The 16,594-nt window shown below is 68.4% G+C and carries 16 protein-coding genes; 13 read left to right on the forward strand and 3 right to left on the reverse strand.

Annotation, left to right across the window (positions count from 1 at the left end):
* The first annotated feature begins 8 nt into the window (after positions 1–8).
* The 3 genes from ACN9MV_RS27330 (at position 9) to ACN9MV_RS27340 (ending at position 1,667) form a co-directional block, all read left to right on the forward strand.
* Positions 9–752 (forward strand): phosphoribosyltransferase family protein, encoded by a 744-nt coding sequence (locus ACN9MV_RS27330; protein ID WP_426390367.1) that lies wholly within the window; start codon positions 9–11, stop codon positions 750–752.
* A 31-nt stretch (positions 753–783) separates the two neighbouring features.
* Positions 784–1,245 (forward strand): tRNA (uridine(34)/cytosine(34)/5-carboxymethylaminomethyluridine(34)-2'-O)-methyltransferase TrmL, encoded by a 462-nt coding sequence (trmL, locus tag ACN9MV_RS27335; RefSeq protein WP_307617069.1) that lies wholly within the window; start codon positions 784–786, stop codon positions 1,243–1,245.
* A 125-nt stretch (positions 1,246–1,370) separates the two neighbouring features.
* Entirely contained in the window at positions 1,371–1,667 is a 297-nt protein-coding gene (locus tag ACN9MV_RS27340; RefSeq protein ID WP_307617068.1) for a DUF4148 domain-containing protein, read from the forward strand.
* 27 nt (positions 1,668–1,694) lie between these two features.
* Here the strand turns inward: ACN9MV_RS27340 and ACN9MV_RS27345 are convergent, their stop codons facing one another.
* Entirely contained in the window at positions 1,695–2,165 is a 471-nt protein-coding gene (locus ACN9MV_RS27345) for a MaoC family dehydratase (RefSeq protein ID WP_093057622.1), read from the reverse strand.
* A gap of 78 nt (positions 2,166–2,243) precedes the next feature.
* Entirely contained in the window at positions 2,244–2,864 is a 621-nt protein-coding gene (locus tag ACN9MV_RS27350) for a ParA family protein (RefSeq protein ID WP_093177544.1), read from the reverse strand.
* Positions 2,865–2,956: 92 nt separating this feature from the next.
* On the opposite strand from ACN9MV_RS27350, the gene ACN9MV_RS27355 reads away from it, so the two are divergent.
* Positions 2,957–3,706: an NAD(P)H-dependent oxidoreductase gene (locus tag ACN9MV_RS27355; RefSeq protein ID WP_307617067.1), complete on the forward strand. Its 750-nt coding sequence runs from the start codon at positions 2,957–2,959 to the stop codon at positions 3,704–3,706.
* A 2-nt stretch (positions 3,707–3,708) separates the two neighbouring features.
* Positions 3,709–5,574: a glutathione-regulated potassium-efflux system protein KefC gene (gene kefC, locus ACN9MV_RS27360; RefSeq protein WP_093057619.1), complete on the forward strand. Its 1,866-nt coding sequence runs from the start codon at positions 3,709–3,711 to the stop codon at positions 5,572–5,574.
* A 15-nt stretch (positions 5,575–5,589) separates the two neighbouring features.
* On the opposite strand, the gene ACN9MV_RS27365 is transcribed toward kefC, so the two are convergent.
* A complete protein-coding gene (locus ACN9MV_RS27365) occupies positions 5,590–6,456 on the reverse strand; it encodes an amidohydrolase family protein (RefSeq protein ID WP_093177541.1) in 867 nt (288 codons plus the stop codon).
* 104 nt (positions 6,457–6,560) lie between these two features.
* Here ACN9MV_RS27365 and ACN9MV_RS27370 point away from each other — a divergent pair, with 104 nt between their 5' ends.
* The 8 genes from ACN9MV_RS27370 to ACN9MV_RS27405 are packed head-to-tail and all read left to right on the forward strand — an operon-like array spanning position 6,561 to position 16,578.
* On the forward strand, positions 6,561–7,334 hold the full coding sequence (locus ACN9MV_RS27370; RefSeq protein ID WP_093057617.1) for a crotonase/enoyl-CoA hydratase family protein: 774 nt from the start codon (positions 6,561–6,563) through the stop codon (positions 7,332–7,334).
* Positions 7,331–9,184, forward strand: coding sequence for a feruloyl-CoA synthase (locus ACN9MV_RS27375; protein ID WP_426390368.1), 1,854 nt, complete (start codon positions 7,331–7,333; stop codon positions 9,182–9,184). The genes ACN9MV_RS27370 and ACN9MV_RS27375 overlap by 4 nt, the downstream gene beginning before the upstream one ends.
* 21 nt (positions 9,185–9,205) lie before the next feature.
* Complete coding sequence (locus tag ACN9MV_RS27380; protein ID WP_093057615.1) at positions 9,206–9,970, forward strand: SDR family NAD(P)-dependent oxidoreductase; 765 nt, start codon at positions 9,206–9,208, stop codon at positions 9,968–9,970.
* 55 nt (positions 9,971–10,025) lie between these two features.
* A complete protein-coding gene (locus ACN9MV_RS27385) occupies positions 10,026–11,171 on the forward strand; it encodes an ABC transporter substrate-binding protein (RefSeq protein WP_093057614.1) in 1,146 nt (381 codons plus the stop codon).
* 22 nt (positions 11,172–11,193) lie between these two features.
* Positions 11,194–12,234, forward strand: a complete 1,041-nt coding sequence (locus ACN9MV_RS27390) for a branched-chain amino acid ABC transporter permease (RefSeq protein ID WP_093079547.1) — start codon at positions 11,194–11,196, stop codon at positions 12,232–12,234.
* A 1-nt stretch (position 12,235) separates the two neighbouring features.
* Positions 12,236–14,050 (forward strand): ABC transporter permease subunit, encoded by a 1,815-nt coding sequence (locus tag ACN9MV_RS27395; RefSeq protein ID WP_426390369.1) that lies wholly within the window; start codon positions 12,236–12,238, stop codon positions 14,048–14,050.
* A gap of 1 nt (position 14,051) precedes the next feature.
* The gene (locus ACN9MV_RS27400; RefSeq protein WP_426390370.1) at positions 14,052–14,786 is read left to right on the forward strand and encodes an ABC transporter ATP-binding protein; all 735 of its coding nucleotides are present in this window, start codon (positions 14,052–14,054) and stop codon (positions 14,784–14,786) included.
* A gap of 46 nt (positions 14,787–14,832) precedes the next feature.
* Positions 14,833–16,578 (forward strand): tannase/feruloyl esterase family alpha/beta hydrolase, encoded by a 1,746-nt coding sequence (locus ACN9MV_RS27405; RefSeq protein WP_426390371.1) that lies wholly within the window; start codon positions 14,833–14,835, stop codon positions 16,576–16,578.
* Positions 16,579–16,594 lie beyond the last annotated feature (16 nt).

The following is a 16,594-nucleotide window of genomic DNA, read 5'->3' on the forward strand; positions in this document are numbered from 1 at the left end:
TTGAGGCAATGCTCAGCCATCGGGCCCTGTGGCCTTTCCTGCCTTTCAGGCCTCTCGGGGCCTTCACTTCGCTGCTTGCGCGGCTGCCCAGCCAGTGCGCGGTCTGCCGCGCCTGGCCTTCGCGCCCGGTGTGCGATGCCTGCGTGGCCCGCTTCGCACCGCCCACAGCGCGATGCGGCAGCTGCGCCCTGCCCGTGCCTGAGGGCGTGAGCCGCTGCGGCGATTGCGTGAAGCACCCGCCGCCGCTGGACGCCTGCCTCGCGGCCTGCACCTACGCGTGGCCGTGGCCGGACGCCATCGCAGCCTTCAAGTTCCGTGGCGAGGCAGGCTGGGCCGGGCCGTTCGCCACGCTGCTGCGCAGCGCGCCCTGGGTAGAGCCGGCTCTGGAGGCCTGCGACGCCGTGCTGCCGATGCCGCTGGCGCCCGGCCGGCTACGCGAACGCGGCTTCAACCAGGCGCACGAACTGGCACGGCGGCTGGCACCTTCCAAGACTGACGCCACCCTGCTCCTGCGCACCCGCGAGACGCCCGCCCAGAGCGGCCTTTCGCGCGCCGACCGATTACGCAACCTGCGCGGCGCCTTCGCGGTGGAGCCGCTGCGCGCCGAAAAGCTGCGCGGCCGGCGCCTCGTGCTGGTCGACGACGTGATGACCAGCGGCGCCTCGCTGTTCACGGCCGCCGAGATGCTGCGGCTGGCTGGTGCGGCCCACATCACCGCCGTCGTGCTGGCCCGGACCGATCCGCCGCGCTGAGCCTTCGATGCGGCGCGCCGACAATGGGCGCATGTTCCATATCGTCCTGGTCCACCCCGAAATCCCGCCGAACACCGGCAACGTGATCCGGCTCGCAGCCAACACCGGCTGCACGCTGCACCTGGTCGAGCCGCTGGGCTTTTCGATGGACGACCGCCTGCTGCGCCGCGCCGGGCTCGACTATCACGAGTACGCCGAGGTCAAGCGCCATGCCGACTGGCAGGCCCTGCTCGCCGCCGAGCGGCCTGCCGCCGATCGCATGTTCGCCCTCACCACGCGCGGCACGCGGGCCGTGCACGACGTGCGCTTCCAGCCCGGCGACTGGCTGGTGTTCGGCTCGGAGACCAGCGGCCTGCCGCCCGCCGTGCGCGACAGCTTCGCCGAGCCGCAGCGCTTGCGGCTGCCGATGCGCGAAGGACAGCGCAGCCTGAACCTCTCGAATGCGGTGGCCGTGACGGTGTTCGAGGCCTGGCGGCAGAACGGCTTCGGCTGAAGCGGTCGCCCCTTCGAACATCAGGGGCACATCCGATCGGCAAGACGCGCCGTATGGAAGACATGCCGGCCGCGAAGCGACCCGGCATCTGGTCCATCCACCGCCTTGCCCCAAGGAGTCTTGCCATGAATGCCATCAAGTCGATTGCCTTTTCCGCCTTCGCCACGCTCGCCCTCGCCAGCGGCGCCCAGGCCTTCCAGGGTGAACAGAACCCGCTGCCGCCCGCGCCTTTCCAGTCGACGCTGTCGCGCGCGCAAGTGCAGGCCGAAGCGCGCCAGCCGCTGCAGATCAGCAACGGCGGCACCGGCGTGCAGCAGGCCAGGAGCGGCAACGTCGACCGCAACGCGGTGCGCGCCAACGCGCGGAGCATCACCCGCCAGGGCGCCGCGGCCTACGGCGAAGTGACCGACCGCCGGATGTAAGAAGAAAGAGGGAGGGCCGCCGCTTCCTCAGCGGTAGCGGCGCACCACCGACTCGGCTACGCAAGCCGGCTTGGCGGCGCCTTCGAGTTCGATGGTGGTTTCCCAAGTCATCTGGAAGCCATCGTTGGCAATCGCCTCTGAGGTCAGCAGCTTCATGCGAGCCCGCAGGCGCTTGCCCACCGGCACCGGCGACATGAAGCGCACCTTGTTCAAGCCGTAGTTCACGCCCATGCGCGACTCGACCACGTCGAGTGCCGTTTCGTAGAAGCGCGGCAGCAGCGACAACGTCAGGAAACCGTGGGCAATCGGCCCGCCGAAGGGGCCGGCCTTGGCCCGTTCGATATCGACATGGATCCACTGGTGGTCGCCCGTCGCCTCGGCGAACTGGTTGACCTGCTCCTGCGTGATGGTGATCCAGTCGCTCACGGCGACTTCCTGGCCGACGCAGGCGGCGAGATCCTGAAGGGTCTGGAATGTCTTTTTTGTCATGCGAGGCATTCTGGCGTCTGGGGCGCCCGCACGGCTGTCGGGCGGGCGACAACCGGGCTCAGGGAAAACCGGGAGCAGGCTGGCGGCTCAGGCGTCGAGCCATTCGCAGATCGGCTGCCACTGCTCCAGGTCGCGCTGCACACGGCCGGGAGCGATGTCGAACAGCGTGAGCCCGCGCGCCGCGAGCTGCACGTAGTTCTGCGTGTCGCGCAGCTCGCCGATCACCGGCACGCCGAGCCCGGCGATGAACTCGTGGAGCCGGTCGGCCGCCAGCGTGCGGGCGTTCACGCGCATGCCGACGAGGCCGATCTTCGTTTTCTCGGCGCGGCGGTTCTCCTGCAGCCGGTCGAGGAAATCGCGTGTCGCGTAGATGTCGAAGATGCTCGGCTGCAGCGGCACGATCACGCGGTCGGCCAGTGCCAGCACCTCCTTGAAGCGCCAGCCGTGCAGGCCGGCCGGCGTGTCGAGCACCGCGTGCGTGGTGCCGCGCGGCGGCCGCACCACCGTGCTCTCGCCCGTGGCCTCCCAGGTGGCGATGGGCCGGGCCAGCGGCGGGCGCAGGCCCAGCCAGAGCCGCGAAGACTGCTGGCGATCCACGTCGCCCAGCATCACGGCATGACCACGGCTTGCGAAATAGCCCGCAACATTCGTCGCGATCGTCGACTTGCCGACCCCACCCTTGGGATTGGCGACCAGAACCACCGGCATAAAGCTCTCCTCCAGAACTGGGACAGCTGGAATGGTAGTCGCTGGCGCGTTTTTGCCCGACGCACCGGCCCCGACTGAGATATGTTCGCGGGATGACGACAACAACATCCATGGGAAATCCCGCCGACAGCTCCGGCGGCAATTCCAGCGGCATCTACGTGCTGGCGGCGCACCCGCACTGGCGCGACTCCCGAGTCAACCGCCGCATGCTCGCCGCCGCGCGCGCCGTGCCCGGCGTCGACGTGAACGACCTCTACGGCAGCTACCCCGACTTCGCCATCGACGTCGAGGCCGAGCAGGCCCGGCTCGCCCAGGCCAGCCTCGTGGTGCTGGTGCACCCGATCCAGTGGTACTCGATGCCTGCGCTGCAGAAGCTCTGGGTCGACGACGTGCTCAGCTACGGCTGGGCCTATGGTCCCGGCGGCACGGCCCTGCAGGGCAAGGACTTGTGGCTGGTCGCCACCACGGGCAGCCCCGAAGCGAGCTACCACCCGCAGAACTACCACCGCTACTTTTTCGACGCCTTCCTGCCGCCCTACGAGCAGACCGCTGCGCTGTGCGGCATGCGCTTTCTGCCGCCGCTGATCTTCTACGGCGCGCGCAGCGCCAGCGAGGCGGATGTGAAGTCGCATGTCGAAACCTTCGCCCAGCGCCTGGGCAGCTACCCCGACTGGCCCGAGATCGAGGAGATCGACGCCTGCGTGGCCTGCCCCGTGCCCGAGAGCGACCGGCCGGCCGAGGTCGATGAGCTCGACAAGGCGGCGGCCAGCGCCTTCCATGCCGCCGTGACCCACGGCCTTGCGAACGCCTCCGCAGACAACCACGGCAAGAAGGCGGCCTGAGCATGGAACACGCACCCGCCTGGCTGACCAGCAGCCTTATCTATCTTGGCGCCGCCGTGCTGGTGGTGCCGCTTTCGAAGGCCCTGGGCCTCGGCTCGATCATCGGCTACCTCGTGGCCGGCATCGCCATCGGTCCCTGGGGGCTGGGGCTCGTGTCCAGCGTCGAAGACGTGCTGCATTTCGCCGAGTTCGGCGTGGTGCTGATGCTGTTTCTCGTGGGCCTCGAACTCGAACCCAAGCGCCTGTGGAGCCTGCGCCGTCCCATCTTCGGCTGGGGCGCAGCGCAGGTGCTGAGCTGCGCCGTGGTGCTGTTCGCGGTGGGCTGGGCCGTGGGCGCCGAATGGCGCGTGGCACTGGTGGCCGCGCTGGGCCTGGCGCTGTCGTCCACCGCCATCGCGCTGCAGGTGTTCGGCGAGCGCAACCTGCTGAAAACGCCCAGCGGGCAGGCCGGCTTCTCGATCCTGCTGTTCCAGGACGTGGCGGCCATCCCCATCCTCGCGCTGCTGCCGCTGCTTGCCGGCGCCACCGCGGCCGAACAGTCGATCACCGGGCTGGAGCGGGCGCTGGAAGCCGCGAAGATCCTCGGCGTGATCGGCGGCATCATCCTCGGCGGCCGGCTGCTGCTGCGCCCCATCCTGCGCTGGATCGCGCGCAGCGACACACCCGAGATCTTCACCGCCGCCGCCCTCTTGCTGGTGGTGGCCATCGCGGCGCTGATGCAGCTGGTGGGCCTGTCGATGGCGCTCGGCGCCTTTCTCGCCGGCGTGCTGCTGGCAGAAAGCGAATACCGGCGCGAGCTCGAAACCGACATCGAGCCCTTCAAGGGCCTGCTGCTGGGCCTGTTCTTCATTGCCGTGGGCATGTCGATCAACTTCGGCGTGCTGATCGCGAGCCCGTGGGTCATGGCGATGCTGGTGGTCGGCTTCATGGTCATCAAGCTGGTGGTGATCTATTCGCTCGCCAAGGCGATGGGCATCGCCTACCAGGAGCGGCCCGTGTTCACGCTGCTGCTCGCGCAGGGCGGCGAGTTCGCATTTGTGGTGTTCCAGGCCGCGGGGCCCGATGTGCTGCCACCCGAGATCACATCGCTGCTGATCGGCGCAGTGGCGCTGTCGATGCTGCTGTCGCCGCTGCTGCTGGTGCTGCTCGACAAGTTCGTGCTGCCGCGCTACAGCCGCAACCAGGGCCCGCAGCTCGAAGAAATTTCGGAGCAGCAGGACGCCAAGGTGCTGATCTGCGGCTTCGGCCGCTACGGCCAGATCGTCGGGCGCATGCTGATGTCGCAGGGCCTGCGCGTGACGGTGCTCGACCACGACGCCGACACCGTCGAAGGCCTGCGCCAGTTCGGCTTTCGCGTGTTCTACGGCGACGCCACCCGGCTCGACCTGCTGCGCACCGCGGGAGCCGGCACGGCAAAAGCCATCGTGGTGGCGGTGGACGACATCGAGCAGTCGCTCGAAATCGTCGATCTCGTGAAGGAGAACTTTCCGCAGGCCCGCATCATCGCGCGGGCACGCAACGTGACGCACCTGTTCCAGCTGCGCGACCGCGGCGTGACGGAGGTCGAGCGCGAGGTGTTCGAATCGTCGCTGCGCAGCGCCCGTGCGACGCTCGAAGCGCTGGGCTGGCCGGCGCATGAAGCGCGCGAATCGACCATGCGCTTTCGCCGCCGGAACATCAAGCTCAGCGACGAGATCTATCCGCACTACAAAGACCGCGCCAAGCTGATCGCCGCCAACAAGGCTGGCCGACAGCAGTTCGAGGAGCAGATGGCGCGCGAGCGCGAGGAGCGGCAGCGCCGCTCGGGGCGCGACTGGGACCGGCTGGACGGCGAGGAAACCGCGCCGAAGGAAGAAGCGGACGCGTAGCGCCCGCGCCGCCGGTCAGGCCGCCAGCTTCAGCAGCCTGACCGCATTGCCCTTCAGGATGCCCGGCATCACCTCGGGCTTGAACCCCGCCGCCTCGAAGTCGCGCATCCAGCGGTCGGGCGTGATCAGCGGGTAGTCGCTGCCGAACAGGATGCGATCTTTCAGCAGCGTGTTGGCGTACTGCACCAGCTGCTTCGGAAAGTACTTGGGACTCCAGCCCGACAGGTCGATCCACACGTTCGGCTTGTGCGTGGCCACGCTCAGCGCCTCGTCCTGCCAGGGGAAGCTGGGGTGCGCCATCACGATCTGCATGTCGGGGAAGTCGATGGCCACGTCGTCCAGGTGCATCGGGTTGCTGTATTCGAGCCGCAGCCCGCCGCCGCAGCGCATGCCAGAGCCGATGCCGCTGTGGCCGGTGTGGAAGATAGCCGGCAGGCCGTACTCGGCAATCACTTCGTAGATGGGCCAGGCCATCTTGTCGTAGGGGTGGTAGCCCTGAACCGTCGGGTGAAACTTGAAGCCCTTCACGCCGTGCTCCTCGATGAGCCGGCGCGCCTCGCGTGCGCCCATCTTTCCCTTGTGCGGATCGATGCTGCCGAAGGCGATCATGATGTCGCTGTTCTTCTGCGCGGCCTCGGCGATTTCCTCGTTCGGGATGCGGCGACGGCCCATGTTCGATTCGGCGTCGACCATGAACATCACCAGGCCGATCTTTCTTTCACGGTAGTACGCCACGCTCTCCGCAATGGTGGGCCGGCCGCTGGAGCCGAAGTACTTGTCGGCGGCGCGGTCGTATTCCTCGCCGTAGTTGTCGAAAGGGTTCCAGCAGCTCACCTCGGCGTGGGTGTGGATGTCGATCGCAATCAGGTTCTGGTGGTCCATGTGTTTGTCTCCAGTACGGGTAAGTCCCTAGCATCGGGCAGGTCCAAATGCCTTGAATTGATTATTTCTCATAACCATAATCCAACGCAACCCCGAACACCATCATGACCAATCCAGACCTTCACATCGAGCTCCGCGACGAAGTCGCCATCGTTCGCCTGACGCGCGGCACTAAGCGCAACGCGTTGTCCGACGGCCTGATCCTCGCGCTGCGCGACACCTTCGAGAAACTGCCTTCCACGGTGCGCGCCGCGGTGATCGACGGCGAAGGCCCGCATTTCTGCGCCGGCCTCGACCTGAGCGAGCTGAAAGAGCGCGACGCCGGCCAGGGCCTGCAGCACTCGCGCATGTGGCACGCGGCGCTCGATCTCATCCAGCATGGCCCGGTGCCGGTAGTAGCGGCGCTGCACGGCGCGGTGGTCGGCGGCGGGCTCGAACTGGCCAGCGCCTGCCACATCCGCGTGGCCGATCGCAGCACCTTCTACGCATTGCCCGAAGGCTCGCGCGGCATCTTCGTGGGCGGCGGCGGCTCGGTGCGCATTCCCAAGCTGATCGGCGTGGCTCGCATGACCGACATGATGATGACCGGCCGCGTCTACAACGCCGAGGACGGCGAGCGCGCCAACTTCGCGCAGTACCTGGTCGACGAAGGCACGGCCTTCGACAAGGCCTTCGAACTCGCCAAGCGCATCGCCACCAACGCGCCGCTGACCAACTACGCGCTGATGCACGCACTGCCGCGCATTGCAGAACAGTCGGCCGACCACGGCTTCTTCACCGAAGCGCTGATGGCCGGCATCGCACAGGCCGCCCCCGAAGCCAAGGAACGCGTGCGCGACTTCCTCGAAGGCCGGGGCGCGAAGGTGAGCAAGACATGACCGCCATCCGATACCGCCCCCTGGCCTTCGGCGTGACGCGCGCCGTGCTGCGCGACGGCGCACCGGGCACGCAGTACCTGACCGCCGAGACGCAGCTCGAAACCTACCGCGAGCGCATGACCGACCGCCTCGCGCACTGGGCCGAGACCACACCCGATCGCACCTTCATCGCCCGCCGCGAACGGCTGGCCGACGGCAGCACCGGCGACTGGATCCGCGTGAGCTACGCGGAGGCGCTGCAGAAGGCCCGCGGTATCGGACAAGCCCTGTTGAACCGCGGCCTGAATGCCGAGCGCCCTGTGGCCATCCTCAGCGAGAACGGCATCGATCACGCGCTGCTCGCACTCGGTTGCCTCTACGCCGGCGTGCCCTACTGCCCCGTGTCGCCGCCCTACTCGCTCGTGAGCCAGGACTTCGAGAAGCTGCGCCACGTGTTCGACACGCTGACGCCGGGCCTCGTGTTCGCCACCGATGCCGCGCGCTACGGCCGCGCCATCGCAGCCGTCGTTCCCGCCGAAACCGAAGTCGTCATTGCAGAAGGCCAGCTCGAAGGCCGCGCCACCACCTCGCTCGACGCACTGGCCTCGACACTCGCCACGCCGGCCATCGACGCGGTCATGCAGTCGACCGGCCCCGACACCATCACCAAGTTCCTCTTCACCTCGGGCTCCACCAAGATGCCCAAGGCCGTGATCAACACGCACCGCATGTGGTGCGCCAACCAGCAGCAACTGCGCCAGTCGATTCCAGCGCTGGGCGAAGAGCCGCCGGTGCTCGTCGACTGGCTACCCTGGAACCACACCTTCGGCGGCAACCACAACGTGGGCATCGTGCTGGACAACGGCGGCACGCTCTACGTCGACGACGGCAAGCCCACGCCCGGCGGCATGGCCGAGACGCTGCGCAACCTGCGCGAGATCGCGCCCACCATCTACTTCAACGTGCCCACCGGCTTCGAGGCCATCGCGCACGCCATGGAAACCGACGCGGTGCTGCGCCGCAACCTGCTGTCGCGCGTGAAGATGTTCTTCTACTCGGGCGCCGCGCTGTCGCAGCCCGTGTGGGACAGCCTGCACAAGACGCAGGAGTCGGAAGTCGGCGAGCGCATCGTCATGGGCACCGGCCTCGGTATGACCGAGTCGGGCCCCTTCGCGCTCTACGTGACCGGCCCCGACGTGAAGTCGGGCGACGTGGGCCTGCCCGCACCCGGCATCGAGCTCAAGCTGATCGACGTCGACGGCAAGACCGAGGTGCGCTACCGCGGCCCCAACATCACGCCCGGCTACTGGCGCGCGCCCGATGCCACGGCCGAGGCTTTCGACGACGAAGGCTTCTTCTCCACCGGCGACGCCGTGAAGTGGATAGACGACGGCAACATCCACCGCGGCCTGCGCTTCGACGGCCGCATCGCCGAAGACTTCAAGCTCGCCACCGGCACCTTCGTGAGCGTGGGCCCCATGCGCGCGAAGATCATCGCGGCCGGCGCGCCATACGTGCAGGACGCGGTGCTGACCGGCATCAACCTGAAGGAAGTCGGCGCGCTGATCTTCCCTACGCAGAAGGTGCGGCAGCTCGCCGGCCTGGCCCCCGACGCCACCATGCAGCAGGTGCTCGAGAGCGCACCGGTGCAGGCGCACTTCCAGCAGGTCGCCGACACGCTGGCTGCGAGCGCCACCGGCAGTGCCAACCGCATCGCGCGACTGCACCTGATGGCCGAGCCGCCGTCCATCGACAAAGGCGAAGTGACCGACAAGGGCTCCATCAACCAGCGCTCCGTGCTCAAGCACCGCGCCGCGCTGGCCGATGCAATGCACGACGGCACCCTGCCCTTCACCGTCAAGCCCCGCTAACCCCATCCAGGAGACACAAGAATGAAGATCGAAGGACAAGCCGCCCTCGTCACCGGCGGCGCATCGGGCCTCGGCGAAGCCACCGCGCGCGAACTCGCACGCCTGGGCGCCAAGGTCGCCGTGCTCGACCGCAATGCCGCGCTGGCAGAGAAAGTCGCAGCGGAGATCGGCGGCGTCGCCTGCGTCTGCGACATCACCGACACCGACAGCGTGAACGCCGCGCTCGACAAGGCCGAGGCCGCGCACGGCACCGCGCGCATCCTGATGAACGTGGCCGGCATCGGCAGCGCCAAGCGCATCGTCGGCAAGGACGGCAACCCCGCGCCGCTCGAAGACTTCGTGCGCGTGGTCAACATCAACCTGATCGGCGGCTACAACATGGCGCGCCTTTTCGCCGCGCGCTGCGCGAAGCTCGATGCGCTCGACAACGGCGAAAAGGGCGTGATGCTCTTCACCGCCTCGGTCGCCGCCTTCGACGGCCAGGTGGGCCAGCAGGCCTACAGCGCCTCCAAGGGCGGCCTGGTCGGCATGACGCTGCCGATGGCGCGCGACCTTGCGCAGCACGCCATTCGCGTGTGCACCGTGGCGCCTGGCCTGTTCGCCACGCCGCTGCTGCTGGAGCTGCCCGAGGCGGTGCAGCACTCGCTGGCAGCATCCATTCCCTTCCCCCCGCGCCTGGGCAAGCCCTCGGAATTCGCCGAGCTGGCCTGCCACATCGTCACCAACGGGCACCTCAACGGCGAGGTGATCCGCCTCGACGGCGCACTGCGCATGGCGCCGCGCTGAGCCGCACCTTTTCGCGTTCCCAAGTTCCCGCCTCACAACGTATCAGGAGACATCGATGACCTTCAAGAAGACCACCCTCGCCGCCGTGCTGGCGCTCATGGCCACCGGCATGGTCGGCATGGCCCATGCCGACATCACCATCGGCGTGGTGCAGCCGCTCACGGGCCCCGCCTCGGGCCTGGGTATTCCGGTGAAGAACGGCATCATGATCTGGCCCAAGACCATCGCGGGCGAAACGCTGAAGGTCGTCGTGCTCGACGATGCCACCGACCCGACCACCGGCGTGAAGGACGCGCAGCGCCTCGTCACCGAAGACAAGGCCGACGTCATCGTCGGCTCCAGCGCCACGCCGGTCGCCATCCCGATGGCCGACGTGACGGCCGAAGCGGGCACGCCGCAGATCTCCACCGCGCCCGCCGGCCTGCCGCCGGGCAAGGACAAGTGGTTCTTCCGCCTTCCGCAGTCGAATGACGTGATGGCCTTCGCGGTGGTCGCGCACATGAAGAAGCAGAACGTGAAGACGGTCGGCTTCCTCGGCTACACCGACGCCTACGGCGAGCTGTGGCTGAAGGCGCTGACCGCCGAGGCCGCCAAGAACGGTATCAAGATCGTCGCCACCGAGCGCTTCGCGCGCGCCGACACCAGCGTGACCGGCCAGGTGCTGAAGCTCACGTCCGCCAACCCCGATGCGATCCTGATCGTGGCCTCGGGCAGCGGCGCCGGCATGCCGCAAAAGGCAGTGATGGAGCGCGGCTACAAGGGCAAGGTCTACCAGACGCACGCCGCCGCCACGCAAGACCTGATGCGCACCGCCGGCAAGGACGCCGAGGGCACCTTCGTGGTGTCGGGCCCCGCCACCGTGGCGGAGCAACTGCCCGACAGCCACCCGTCGAAGGCCGCCGCGGTCGCTTTCGTTCAGGGCTACGAAAAGGTCTACGGCCCCGGCTCGCGCAACCAGTTCGCCGGCCATTCGGCCGATGCGCTCACTGTGCTCGAAAAGGCCGTGCCGGTCGCGCTCAAGAAGGCCAAGCCCGGCACGCCGGAGTTCCGCGCCGCGCTGCGCGACGCGCTCGAAAGCATGGGCCGCACGGTGCTCGCGCACGGCGTGCTCAACTGGACGGCACAGGACCACTGGGGCTACACGACCGAGACCGGCGTGATGCTCAAGGTGGTGAACGGCGCCTTCAAGGTCGAACAGTAATCCTTCGCCACGACCTCACGCCATGGATCTTTCAATCGCCAGCATCCTGACGCTGGACGGACTCACCAATGGCGCGATCTATGCCCTGCTGGGCATGGGCATCGTGCTCGTCTTCACGGTGACCCGCGTCATCTTCATCCCGCAGGGCGAATTCGTGGCGTACGGCGCGCTGACGCTGGCGATCTTCCAGACCGGCAAGACGCCGGGCACGGTGTGGCTGCTGCTCATATTGGCCGGCGTTGCCGCGCTGATGGACCTGGCCACCACCTGGCGCCACAGCGGCAGCGCGGCGAGCGGGCTGAAGGCGGCGCTGCGCACATTCGCCCTCCCCGCCATCATTTGCGCGGTGTCGGCCTGGGCCGGCCCGCGCAACCTGCCGATCGGCGTGCAGGCCCTGCTCACGGTGTTCATCGTCACGGCCTTCGGGCCGCTGGTGTACCGCGTGGCGTATCAGTCGCTGGCTGGCGCGAGTTCGCTGGTGCTGCTGATCGTCTCGGTGGGCGTGCACTTTGCGATGACCGGGCTGGGCCTGCTGTTCTTCGGCGCGGAAGGCTTTCGCAACCCACCGTTCTGGGACGAGCGCATGGCGCTCGGGCCGCTCAACGTGAGCGGGCAGGCGCTGATCATCTTCGGCGTATCGGCCGCGCTGATCGTGCTGCTGTGGCTGTTCTTCGAGCGCAGCCTGTACGGCAAGGCGCTGCGGGCCACGGCGGTGAACCGACTGGGCGCGCGGCTGATGGGCATCTCGACGCAGGCGGCCGGGCAGCTCACCTTCGCGATGGCGGCGCTGATCGGTGCCCTCTCGGGCCTGCTGATCGGGCCGACCACCACGGTGTTCTACGACTCGGGTTTTCTCATCGGCCTGAAGGGCTTCGTGGCTGGTGTGATCGGCGGTCTCGCCAGCTACCCGGGTGCGCTGCTCGGTGCGTTGGCAGTGGGCGTCATCGAGGCGTTCGGCTCGTTCTGGGCCAGCTCGTTCAAGGAAGTGATCGTGTTCACCATCATCCTGCCTGTATTGCTGTGGCGCTCGCTGACCAGCGGCCATTCGGACGAGGAGCATTGAGATGGAAGCGCTCCTGAACCCTTCCTCTTCGGCACCGGCACCCGACAAGAGCGCGCTGCGCACCTGGGGCCCGCTCGCGCTGATCCTGGTGCTGATCGCGCTGCCGCTGTTGCCGCTGCCCGACTTCTGGATCATCCAGCTCAACTACATCGGCATCTACACGCTGCCCGTGCTCGGCCTGGTATTGCTCACCGGCGTGGGCGGCCTCACCTCCTTCGGGCAGGCGGCCTTCGTGGGCATCGGTGCGTACACCACCGCCTACCTCACGGTGAACACCGGTCTCTCGCCATGGGTCACGCTCTTCATCGGGCTGGCGCTTACCGGAGCCAGCGCCGCGATCATCGGCGCGATCACGCTACGCATGTCGGGCCACTACCTGCCGCTGGCCACCATCGCTTGGGCGCTGTCGCTGTACTACCTCATGGGCAACCTCGATGCACTCGGCAAGTACGACGGCATCCTGGGCGTGAAGGGCCTCACCGTATTCGGCTTCGAGGTCGGGCAGCAGCGCATGTTCTATGCGGTGGTGTGGATCTTCGCGCTGCTTGCCGCATCCGCGGTGATCCGCCTGCTCGACTCGCGCAGCGGCCGCGCCATCCGCTCGCTGGCGGGCGGCTCGCAGATGGCCGAGGCCATGGGCGTGAACACGCTGCGCTTCAAAATCGGCATTTTCGTGCTGGCGGCCATGCTCGCGTCGATCTCGGGCTGGCTGTTCGCTCACTTCCAGCGCACGGTGAACCCCTCGCCCTTCGGCCTGAAGATGGGCATCGAGTACCTCTTCATGGCGGTGCTCGGCGGCGCGGCCCATGTGTGGGGCGCCATCGCGGGCTCGGGCGTGGTCAAGCTGCTCGAAGACCAGCTGCAGGTGCTGCTGCCCAAGCTGATCGGCACGGCCGGCAGCTACGAGCTGATCGTGTTCGGCATCATGATCGTGCTGGTGCTCAAGTACCTGCCCGAAGGGCTCTGGGCATTCGTCGACCGGCGGCTGCCGCGTCCGCGCCGCAGCGTCGACTGGCAAGGCGCGAAAGACCTGCCCGCGCGCGCCAAGCCGGCAGCCGGCGAAGTCGTGCTCGACGTGCAGGCCATCCGCAAGACCTTCGGCGGGCTGGTGGCCGTGAACGACATCAGCTTCCAGACGCGCGCCGGCCAGATCGTCGGCCTGATCGGGCCGAACGGCGCGGGCAAGTCGACCACCTTCAACCTGGTGACCGGCGTGCTCGGCCTGTCGGGCGGCGCCGTGCGCTTCCGTGGCGAAGGCATTGGCGGGCTCGGTGCACGGCAGATCGCGCAGCGCGGCGTGTCTCGCACCTTCCAGCACGTGAAGATGGTGGCAGACATGACGGTGCTGGAGAACGTGGCGCTGGGCGCGCACCTGCGCGGGCGCAAGGGCGCCATTGCAGCCATGCTGCGCATCGACCGCGCCGAAGAGCGCGCGCTGTTCCGCGAGGCCGAGCGCCAGCTGCAGCGCGTGGGCATGGGCGCCTTGCTGCACGAACTCGCTGGCAACCTCGCGATGGGCCAGCAGCGCCTGCTTGAGATTGCACGCGCGCTGTGCGCCGACCCGGCCCTGCTGCTGCTCGACGAGCCCGCGGCCGGCCTGCGCCACAAGGAAAAGGAAGCGCTGGGCAAGGTGCTGCGGCAACTGCGCGGCGAAGGCATGAGCATCCTGCTGGTCGAGCACGACATGGGACTGGTGATGGACATCTGCGACCACATCGTGGTGATGGAATTCGGCACGCACCTGATGGAGGGCACGCCCGCCGAGGTGCAGAACAGCGACAAGGTGCGCGCCGCGTACCTGGGCACGGAGCACTGAAATGACAACCCCCTTGCTCCGCATCCGCGACCTGCACGCCGGTTACGGCCGCGCCGAAGTGCTGCACGGCATTGACCTGCAGGCCGACCAGGGCAGCGTCGTCACTGTGATCGGCCCGAACGGCGCCGGCAAGTCCACCCTGCTCAATGCGCTGATGGGCGTGCTGCCCGCCAAGGGCGTCATCGAGTTCAAGGGCCAGCCTATCTCCGCGCTGTCGCTCGAGGAGCGCGTGATGCTCGGCATCGCGCTGGTGCCCGAGAAGCGCGAGCTGTTCGGCACCATGCCGGTGGAAGACAACCTCGTGCTCGGCGCATTCCGCCAGGTGCGACTGCGCAACAGGCAGTGGCGCGACCGCATCGACGAGGTGTACGCGCTGTTCCCGCGCCTGAAGGAGCGCCGCGCTCAGCTGGCCGGCACGCTGTCGGGCGGCGAGCGGCAGATGCTGGCAGTGGGCCGCGCGCTGATGTCGCGCCCCACGCTGTTGATGCTCGACGAACCCAGCCTGGGCCTGGCGCCGCTGGTGGTGCAGGAGATCTTCCGCACGGTCGATGCGCTGCGCGCCACGGGCGTGACGATCCTGCTGGTGGAGCAGAACGCGCGCGCCGCGCTCGAAGTGGCAGACCACGGCTACGTGCTCGAGATGGGCAGCGTGAGCCTGGAAGGCAAGGCGCAAGAACTCGCGGTCGATTCGCGCGTGATCGACACCTACCTGGGCGCGGCAAGAAAAGCCGCCTGACGAGAAGAAAAGAAAGCCGCGGCATGCGCGGCAAGGAGACAACTTGATGACCCGACAGAGCCACGTCCACCTCGGCCTGTGCGCAACCGCGCTCGGCGTTGCCGCGTTGCTCGCGGCCTGCGCGGGCCGGCCCGCGGCACCGAATACGGCACCGCATGCGCCGCTGGCCGCCGCGCGGCCCGGCACGCTCCAGGCCTGCACCGACCTTGCCGCCCGCGCCGCGCTGCCGGGCACGGTCTACACCTCGGTCACTGACGTACCGGCCGGCACCGTCACGGTCGGCGGCGTGGCCATGAGCGCGCCCGCGCACTGCCTCGTGCAGGGTCGCATGAACGAGCGCACGAGCCCCGTCGACAACCAGCGCTATGCCATCGGCTTCGAGATGCGGCTGCCCGTTGCGTGGAACGGCCGCTTCTTCTACCAGGCCAACGGCGGGCTCGACGGCGTCGTGGTGCCGGCGCTCGGCGGCATCGGCGGTGGCGGCCCGCGCAGCAGCGCGCTGCAGATGGGCTTTGCCGTCATCAGTTCCGACGCCGGCCATGCGGGTTCGATGGGCCCGCGCTTCGGGCTCGACCCGCAGGCGCGGCTCGACTATGGCTACAACGCCGTTTCGCAGCTCACGCCGATGGCCAAGAACCTGATCGCCAAGGCCTATGGCCGCGGACCCGACCGCTCCTACTTCGGTGGCTGCTCCAACGGCGGGCGGCATGCAATGGTGGCTGCCGTGCGCTCGGCCGACCAGTACGACGGCATCCTCGCGGGCGACCCCGGCTTCAACCTGCCGAAGGCGGCAGTCGCGCAGCTCTACGGCGCGCAGCAATACGCGGCGGTGGCCAGCGCGAAGACACCCGCCGGCCAGCCCGACCTGCAGAGCGCGTTCACGCCGGCCGAGCTGAAGCTGGTGGCCGACAAGGTGCTGCAGCGCTGCGACGCTCTCGACGGCCTTGCCGACGGCATCGTGTCGAACGTCAATGCCTGCAAGACGCGCTTCGACATCCAGACGGCGGTGCCCACCTGCGCGGCGGGTACGCGTGACGGCATGTGCCTCAGCGCGCCGCAGAAGAAGGCGCTTGCCGACGTGTTCAAGGGCGCGCGCAACAGCGCGGGCCAGCCGATCTACAGCAGCTTCCCGTTCGACGCAGGCGTGAGCGGCGCCAACTGGCGTGAGTGGAAGTTCGCGAGCCCGCCGACGCGCGACGCGGGTGCCGTTGGCTTCATCTTCAGCACGCCGCCACTGGCCGACCGGCCGCAGGGCCTGCCCTTTGCGCTGGGCTTCGACATGGACCGCGACGCACCGCGCATCGCGGCCACCGATGGCGTGTTCCGCGAATCGGCCCTGTCGTTCATGACGCCGCCCGACGCGGCCAACCTGGGCGCGTTGCGCAACCGCGGAGGCCGGATGATCGTTTACCACGGCACCAGCGACCCGGTGTTCTCGTCCGACGACACGCAGGCTTGGTACGACCGTGTGCAGGCCGCGAATGGCGGCGATGCCTCGTCGTTCGCACGCTACTTCCCGGTGCCCGGCATGAACCACTGCGCGGGCGGCCCGGCCACCGACCAGTTCGACATGCTGAGCGCGCTGGTCGACTGGGTCGAGCAGGGCAAGGCGCCCGCATCGGTCACCGCCTCGGCGCGCGGCGCGGGCACGCCGATGCCCAACGCCGAGGTGCCGGCCAACTGGTCGGCGCAACGCACGCGGCCGCTGTGCCCCTACCCGCAAGTCGCAACCTACACCGGCGGCGATACCGAACGCGCGAGCAGCTTCGCGTGCAAGCTCCCGACGCCTTGATACCGAGTTACCGAGC

The sequence above is a fragment of the Variovorax sp. R-27 genome (genome assembly GCF_049913215.1).
Lineage (GTDB): Bacteria > Pseudomonadota > Gammaproteobacteria > Burkholderiales > Burkholderiaceae_C > Variovorax.